This is a genomic window from Candidatus Methylomirabilota bacterium, from assembly GCA_036001065.1.
GTDB lineage: Bacteria > Methylomirabilota > Methylomirabilia > Rokubacteriales > CSP1-6 > MNEF01.
The window spans coordinates 1-7,828 of the sequence record DASYUQ010000214.1; the positions used below are offsets into that span (position 1 = coordinate 1).

A 7,828-nucleotide genomic window follows, 5' to 3' on the forward strand; every position below is an offset into this window, starting at 1 on the left:
CGGCCGTGGCCAGGGTGGGTACGTGCGCACCCACGTCTTCCTATAGAGGCGCTGGCTGCGGTCGAACCATCTCCTGAACACCGCCCATGTTCGCGGCCATGTGCCGCTTTCACCTGCGAGCTTATTTCGGATCGGGGCTAACTCATGTCTCCGGGATGCTCTCGTGATGACCTACAGGTGTCTCGGGTCGTGCGGTTCACGCGATGTCCTAGAGGTCGGCGATGGACAGCGATGATCTCCTTCGTGAGCCCGTGCGCCGTGCGGCGGATCAGGGTGAGCCGACGGCGACTCTGGAAGAGGTCGACATCCGCTCCGAGCTAATGTATCGCCGCCGCATGGTCTCCGCGACCAGGCCGACACCTCGCCAGGAGCCGAGCCAGCTTCGGAGTGCCCGGAGCGTGGGCAACTCAGTACCCAGCTCAAGGCGGGCGAAGCCGAGGGCGGCGAGAAGGAGGGCGCGGTCCCAATCCTCAGTCGGCGTTGGCGGGCAGCTCGGCCACCGGTTCTTCGTGACGAGCTCGGGCAGTTACATCGACACGCGCTTCATCGTCAGCGCGGTCTGCAGGCTTTGGGTCAAGTACGCCAGGTCCACGGGTTTGACGACGTAGTCGAACGCGCCCAGGGCGAGCGCGCGCTTGGCGACCTCCACGTTCGCCATTCCGCTGACCATGATCACGACCACGTCCGGAGCCACCGCCCTGATGGCCGGAAGGGCCTCGAGCCCGCTCAGGCCCGGCATGTCAATGTCGAGCAGCGCCACGTCCGGCGCGCCCTGAACGATCTCCCGTACTCCGGCCACGCCATCGGCCGCCGAGATCACTTGATGGCCGCTTACGGTCAGGAACTCTTCGAGCATCGCCCGGAAGTCCGGATCGTCGTCGATGACGAGGATTTTGCCCTGGGAGCCGACCGGCGGGAGGCTCCGCGCCGGTGGCGCAGGGCGCATCTCGGGGGCCGGAGTGGATCCCTGCGCGGGTTTCCCGACGCCCCCCAGTGCGGCCAGCAGGTCCGACAACTCCACCGGCTTGGGGAAAACCGCACGCGCGCCCAGGGCCACCGCCTGCCGGCGGACGTCATCATCGAGCTGCCCGGTCGCAATCACCACGGCGATCGCCGGATCGAACTTGCGGATCCGCTTCAGCGTCTCCAACCCGCCGAGCCGCGGCATGGCGAGATCAAGTACGACCGCAGCGGGCCGCGCGTGCTTGACGTGAAGCAACGCCTCAAGGCCGTTACCCGCCTCCAGCACCTCGAACCCCTGCACCGCGAGGTATTCGGTCAACACCTCGCGGACCTCCACTTCGTCGTCCACGACCAACACCTTTTTCCGCGGTCCCACCGCTGATCTCAACGCTCGTTCCCCCACCGCGGGCGAGCCCGCTCCGGACCTTTCAAGAACCGCGTAGCTGACGGCTCCATCCTTCAGTGTCTGGCTTGCCAACGCCCAATCAGGATCCGCTTCACGGCTGGGGCGACCTCGCCGTGCTCGCACCAGCGAGCACACGGTGAACCACCCGCCGGACTTCGCTGAGGTCGAACGGCTTCGCGAGACACGGCGCCCCGGTCGACTCGAGAAATTCTCGTTTCTCCCGATCCAGCACGTCGCCGGTGACAAAAATCAGCCGCTGAAGCAGTGCCGGGAAGCGCCGCTCGAGTTGGCGGTACAGGCCCTCTCCGTCGAGATTGGGCATTTTGGTATCGCTCAGCACCAGGTCGTAGGACCGCCGCGCCAGCATCTTGAGGGCCATAAGACCATCGGCCGCAATGTCGACCTGATGGCCGTCGCGCTGAAGCGCCTCGGCCAGTGTCGCGGCGATGTCCGGTTCGTCGTCCGCCACGAGAATGGCCTTCGGAGTGATCGGCGGCAACGCCTCGGCGTCGGCAGGGCCACGCGCGGGCGCCGGGCGAGCCAGCATGGGTAGCTCGACGACAAAGGTCGTGCCCCGGCCCGGCTCGCTCTCCACCGCGATGGTGCCGCCGTGCTCTTCGATGATGCCCCGGCAGAGCGACAGCCCCAGCCCGGTCCCTTCGCCCGGAGGCTTCGTCGTGAAGAAAGGTTCGAAGATCTTCGACCGGATCGCCGCCGGAATCCCGGGGCCGGTGTCCGTCACCTCGAGGCGGACACGGTTTCGCGTCGGACCGGGTCGCGTGGTGAGAACGATCCGCCGTGGCGCGGCCAGATGGCGCATCGCTTGGTGGGCGTTGCCCACGAGGTTGACCACCACTTGATGGAGCTGGTGAGAGTCCGCCCACAGCGTCGGCAGGTCCTCGGCCAGATCCAAGGCGACCTCGACACTGCTCGTGCGCAGCTCGTAGGCCAGCAACTCGGCGGCCTCCCGGACCACCTGGTTGAGCCGCACGTCTCCCCGCTCGGGCGGGCGTTGGCGCGCCAGCGACAGGAAGTTGCGCACGATGCGGGCGCACCGCTCCGCCGCGGCGTGGATCTTCTCGGCGCGCTGGACCAGCGAGGGGTCCTTGGCCAGTTCGCGAAGAAGGTGAGCCTGGCCCATGAGGACCGCCAGCGGGTTGTTGAGCTCGTGAGCGACGCCGGCCAGCAGGGAGCCCATCGTGGCCACTTTCTCGCTCTGCAGGAGCCGCTGCGTCCGTTCGGCGACGATCTGCTCCAGCGAGCGGTTCTGGCGGTCGAGCTCGCGGTAAACCTCGACGAGCCGAGCGTAGAGCATGCCGTTCTCGAGCAGCAGCACCAGGAGCACAGCGCTTGCCGCCAGCAGTCCATAGATCCGGCCGACGTAGAAGCCGAGGTCGAAACGGCCAGCGTTGAGGACCGCGGCCAGTGCGATATCGAAGAGCCACGCGCACATCACGACCATGAGCCACAGGTCGAGCACCGAGTGCGGCCGTCGCCGCCACAGGATGACCAGCGCGAGGAGGCTCAACCCCCAGACGCTCGAGACGACGATGCTCATCGCCGGGGTGTAGTGGTTGCCCCGCATGATCGCGGGGAGAGCGTCCTGGCCCGCCGTGGCGAGGAGCGTGAGCCCGCACGCGAGGACGAGAACCGACGCAATGCTGGACAGGACGGCGATGCTGGCGTGGCCGCCAGGACGGCTCGTCTCGCGCCCCTCGTCCGTGAGCAGCACATACACGATGACGAGGAGCGGGAACCCGCCATGCCAGAACATGTACAGCCAGGCCGTGCTCTGAGGCCCGGCGCCGAGCAGGCCGGTTGGCGAGAACAGGCCGGGGAACGTGAGCGCGTGCGAGACAGTCATGAAGGCCGTAAACAGGTAGCCGCTGGCCAGCACCAACAGCGCCCGCGACCGCAATATGCTGAACTGACCGAAAAGCAAGACCGCCGTGATCAGATCGTTGATCACGAGCGCTGATTCATACATCGGGATGAAGGCCCAAATCTGCGCGAGCGGCTCCTTCGCAAAGGGCGCTGCCGCGAGAAAGAGCACGACGGACACCAGCACGACCGTGAGCGCAAGCTGGCGCTCGCCGCGCCCCGCAGGCAGTGTCGACAGGAATACCCCGCGCTCGTCTCTTAACCGGGATTCCCGATATGAACCTCGCATCAAATGTCCGCCAGCCGTTGATGTTCGGGATGTGACTGAGGACCTGTCCGATGACGACTCCCCAATTCCGTGGTTTCCTCCCTGAGGGCTTTGTTCCGCACCGCCCCGGGGAGTAGGTGGCAAGGTCGGTACCAACCGGGGTTTGCCAATCAAAACGACCAGTTATTGAGCCGGTGGGTCGAAGCGTATTGACACGCTGGCACGAAGGACCCCGAGTGCCGGGGGAAAAGTCCTTTTCGGAGCGCTTCGTCAAGACCCAGACGGAGAGCAGAGCGTCTGGGGTATCTCAGCACGGCTGAGAAGCGCGCAGGCGAGCACGGCGCGCTGGCCTTGAGGTTGAAGAAATCCTTGTTGAGGCGCGCGCGCCGCCTCCTGGCCCTCCTATCCGACGCGGAGTTATGGGCGGCCAGAAGCGACGATTTTTGCGGTGTCGGGTATGCGGCCCGGAGCGCGAGGGTCAGCGACCACGGGCCCGGGCGACGTCGACGTGGTGCTTGCGCGGCCGCCCAAGCCCGCGCCCCTGCGCCTTCGCCCGCGGGACGCCAGCGATCACCCGATCCCTGATCAGGTCGCCCTCGCTCATGCGCGGCTCGGGTCTGTTCACAACCGTGGGGTTGAAAACGGGCCGCCCCGCGAACTGCGTGCTCGTATCGTGGCCGGGCACCGACACCCAGCCAGCCAGTCGCACAGGCCGGCCCCCTCACGCCCGCCACTGGCGGTCCAGGCTCCGGTACTGGATGGCCTCGGCGAAGTGCTCGGCGCGGGGCCCGTCGGCGTCCTCCAGGTCGGCGATCGTTCGCGCCACCTTGACCACACGGTCGTGGCCCCGGGCCGACAGACCGAGCCGGCTCATGGCGGCGGCCAGCAGCCGCTCGCCCTCGGCGGGCGGGGGACAGAAGCGCCGCAGCTGGCGCGGCGTCATCTCGGCGTTGACCCGGACGGTGGTCCCGCGGAAGCGGTCCCGCTGGCGGGCGCGCGCTCGCAGGATACGGGCGCGGACGGTGGCCGAGGTGTCGCTGGCGGCCGCCGCCGGAAGCTCGGTCGGCGCGAGCGCGGGCAGCTCGACGTGCAGGTCGATGCGGTCGAGCAGGGGCCGCGAGAGACGGCCGAGGTAGCGACCGCGCTCGCCCGGGGTGCAGAGGCAACGGTCGAGCGAGGGGCAGCCGCGGCGACAGGGGTTCGCGGCGGCGATCAGTTGGAAGCGCGCGGGGAAGTCGCCGATGCCGCTGGCTCGCGCGATCGTCACGCGACCGTCCTCCAGAGGCTGGCGGAGGGATTCCAGGACGTGCTGGTGGAACTCGGGCAGCTCGTCGAGGAAGAGCACGCCCAGGTGCGCCAGCGTGACCTCGCCCGGATGGGGCGGGCTGCCGCCGCCGATCAGGCCGGAGACCGAGATCGTATGGTGGGGGGCGCGGAACGGGCGCGTCCTCACGAGTCCGCCCTGGGGCGCCAGGAGTCCGGCGACGCTCCAGATCGTCGACACCTCGATGACCTCGTCGCTGCTGAGGGGCGGCAGGATGCCGGGCAGCCGGCGGGCCAGCATCGTCTTGCCGCCGCCCGGAGGACCGACGAGCAGGACGTTGTGGGCGCCCGCGGCGGCGATCTCCAGCGCGCGCTTGGCATGGGTCTGTCCCCGCACGTCGGCGAAGTCGAGGTCGTCGGCGATCACAACTTCGGGTGGTGGCGTTGCCGGCAGCGGATGGTCGGCGGCGGAGGCATCACCGTTCAGGAGGGCGACGGCGTCGCCGAGCGTGGCGGCGGCCAGGACGCGCAGTCCGTCGACGGCCACCGCTTCTGCACGGTTGGCGGCCGGAACGAGCAGCGTCGTGATCCGGTGCCTCCGGCACGCCAGCCCGGCGGCCAGGGCGCCGCGCACCGGCTGGATCTGCCCGTCGAGCGCCAGCTCGCCGACGACACCGAAGGGCCCGATCCGCCCGCTCTTGACGGCGCCGGTCGCCGCCAGGATCCCCAGGGCGATGGGCAGGTCGAAGGAGGCGCCCTCCTTGCGGATATCGGCGGGGGCGAGGTTGACGGTGATGCGGTCGGACGGAAACGGGAACCCCGCGTTGCGAATGGCCGTGCGCACGCGCTCGCGACTTTCGCGGACGGCGGAGTCGGGCAGACCGACCGTGGTGAACGCCGGGAGCCCGCTGGCCACGTCCACCTCGACCCGCACGAGCACCGCCTCGACACCGATGAGGGCTGCGGAGAGCACGCGCGCGAGCACGGCCGATTCTTAGCCGCGCCGCTCCGACCGTCAATGTCACCGATTCCATACGGCGCCGGCGGCCGGGCCCGACGCGCCGGGGCCGCCGGCTATACAATCAGCGCATGCAGGAGATCATCCGCGCGCGCACCCGCAAGAAGTTCGAGGTCCTCGACCTCACGCCGCGCGTCGCCGACGTGGTGGCCCGATCGGGCGTGGGCGAAGGCCTCTGCACGGTCTTCGTCCGCCACGCGACCGCGGCCATCGTCATCAACGAGAACGCGGACCCCGGCGTGCGCGCCGACATCGTCGCCGCGCTGGACAAGCTGTTTCCCGAGGGCGTGTGGGAGCACGACAAGGTCGACGACAACGGCGCCGCCCATCTGAAGGCGGCCTTCCTCGGTCCGTCCGAGACGGTCCCGGTGGGTGGGGGCCGTCTCCTCCTGGGCACCTGGCAAGGGATCGCGCTGGTGGAGTGCGACGGCCCCCGGGAGCGGGAGATCGTCGTCGACGTGCGCGCGTGAGCGCGTGGCTCACGCGCGCGGCACCGCGCGACGTCACTTCCGGATCGCAAGGCGGGCCGATTCGATGGTACATTCCTAGGTCATGGCGCGCGAATTGCGGACCTCGGAGGGGGTGGACGCCTCCCGGGCGGTACGCCCCGTGGTCCTCGTCGTCGACGATGATCTCGGCATCCGGGAATCGTTCCGCCTGATCCTGGAGGACGACTACGACGTCCTGGACGTCCCCGACGGCCGGAGCGCGCTCGACGTCGTGCGATCGCGCCAGGTGGATCTCGTGCTTCTCGACATCCGGCTGCCCGAGATGGACGGCATCGAGGTGCTCGAGCGTATCAAGGCCATCGACGAGGCCATGGAGGTCGTCCTGGTGACCGCCGTGAAGACCGTCCGGACGGCGGTGGCGGCCATGAAGCTCGGCGCTTTCGACTACCTTACCAAGCCCTTCGAGGACGACGAGCTGCTCTCCGTCGTCCGCCGCGCGCTGGAGAAGCGCTCGCTGGAGCGTGAGGTGGTGTTCCTTCGCTCCGAGCTCGAGCGCCAGCACGATCGCGGCGAGCTGGTCGGCCAGCACCCCGCCATGCAGAAGCTCTACCGGCTCATCACCCAGGTGGCTCGCACCACGACCACCGTGCTCATCACGGGTGAGAGCGGCACCGGCAAGGAGCTGATCGCGCGCGCCATCCACCGTCAGGGACCGCGCCGGGACAAGCCGTTCGTCCCGGTCAATCCGGCGGCGCTGTCCGAGACCCTCGTGGAATCGGAGCTGTTCGGGCACGAGAAGGGGGCGTTCACGGGCGCCTACCAGCGCAAGCTGGGACGCTTCGAGCTGGCCCAGGGCGGCACCCTCTTCCTGGACGAGATCGGCTCGCTCAAGCCGGACCTGCAGGCCAAGCTGCTGCGCGTGCTCCAGGAGCGGGAGATCGAGCGCGTCGGCGGCACGCGGTCCATTCGCATCGACGCCCGCATCATCGTCGCCACCAACACCGATCTCAACCAGGCCGTGGCCGAGGAAACGTTCCGGGAGGATCTCTACTACCGGCTCAACGTCATGCCGATCACGGTGCCCCCGCTGCGCGAGCGCCGGGAAGACATTCCGCTGCTGGTCCAGCACTTCATCCGGCGCTACGACCAGGCGTTCAACAAGCGCATCGAGGGACTGTCGCCGGAGGCGCTCACCGTCCTCGGCGAACACTCCTGGCCGGGGAACGTCCGCGAGCTGCAGAACGTGATCGAGCGGCTGGTGGGGCTGCTGGAGGGGCCGGTCATCGGGGTCGACGACCTGCCCCTCGACCTGCTGCTGCCCGGCCGCGCCGTGGCGGCCCGCGAGACGGGCGGCTTCGCCCTCGGGGAGGCCACCGAGGCGTTCGAGCGTCAGATGGTGCTGCGCGTGCTCCAGCGTGTTCGCTGGAACGTGAGCGAGGCGGCCCGGATTCTCGGGATGCACCGGAACTCGCTCAACGCGAAGCTGGCCCGCTGGGACCTGAAGGGTCCTGTCCGGGAAGAGTGAGTGCACTGATTCAGTGCAACTTGCACTGATCCTGTGCAGCGGCTGGAAAACGAGG

6 protein-coding genes are annotated in these 7,828 nt (G+C 68.8%); 2 read left to right on the forward strand and 4 right to left on the reverse strand.

What is annotated here, in order from left to right; genetic code table 11:
- Window positions 1-526: 526 nt before the first annotated feature.
- From VGV13_20600 to VGV13_20615, 4 genes are all read right to left on the reverse strand, one after another.
- Window positions 527-1,312 carry a response regulator gene (locus VGV13_20600; protein ID HEV8643485.1) on the reverse strand — a complete coding sequence of 262 codons (786 nt, stop codon included), beginning with the start codon at window positions 1,310-1,312 and terminating at the stop codon, window positions 527-529.
- A 148-nt stretch (window positions 1,313-1,460) separates the two neighbouring features.
- Window positions 1,461-3,692: an MASE4 domain-containing protein gene (locus VGV13_20605; GenBank protein ID HEV8643486.1), complete on the reverse strand. Its 2,232-nt coding sequence runs from the start codon at window positions 3,690-3,692 to the stop codon at window positions 1,461-1,463.
- 304 nt (window positions 3,693-3,996) lie between these two features.
- Complete coding sequence (locus VGV13_20610) at window positions 3,997-4,122, reverse strand: hypothetical protein (protein ID HEV8643487.1); 126 nt, start codon at window positions 4,120-4,122, stop codon at window positions 3,997-3,999.
- 117 nt (window positions 4,123-4,239) lie between these two features.
- On the reverse strand, window positions 4,240-5,766 hold the full coding sequence (locus tag VGV13_20615) for a YifB family Mg chelatase-like AAA ATPase (GenBank protein ID HEV8643488.1): 1,527 nt from the start codon (window positions 5,764-5,766) through the stop codon (window positions 4,240-4,242).
- A gap of 104 nt (window positions 5,767-5,870) precedes the next feature.
- Between VGV13_20615 and VGV13_20620 the strand changes: the two genes are divergently transcribed.
- The gene (locus tag VGV13_20620) at window positions 5,871-6,269 is read left to right on the forward strand and encodes a secondary thiamine-phosphate synthase enzyme YjbQ (GenBank protein ID HEV8643489.1); all 399 of its coding nucleotides are present in this window, start codon (window positions 5,871-5,873) and stop codon (window positions 6,267-6,269) included.
- Between the two features lie 82 nt (window positions 6,270-6,351).
- Window positions 6,352-7,773 carry a sigma-54 dependent transcriptional regulator gene (locus tag VGV13_20625; GenBank protein ID HEV8643490.1) on the forward strand — a complete coding sequence of 474 codons (1,422 nt, stop codon included), beginning with the start codon at window positions 6,352-6,354 and terminating at the stop codon, window positions 7,771-7,773.
- Window positions 7,774-7,828 lie beyond the last annotated feature (55 nt).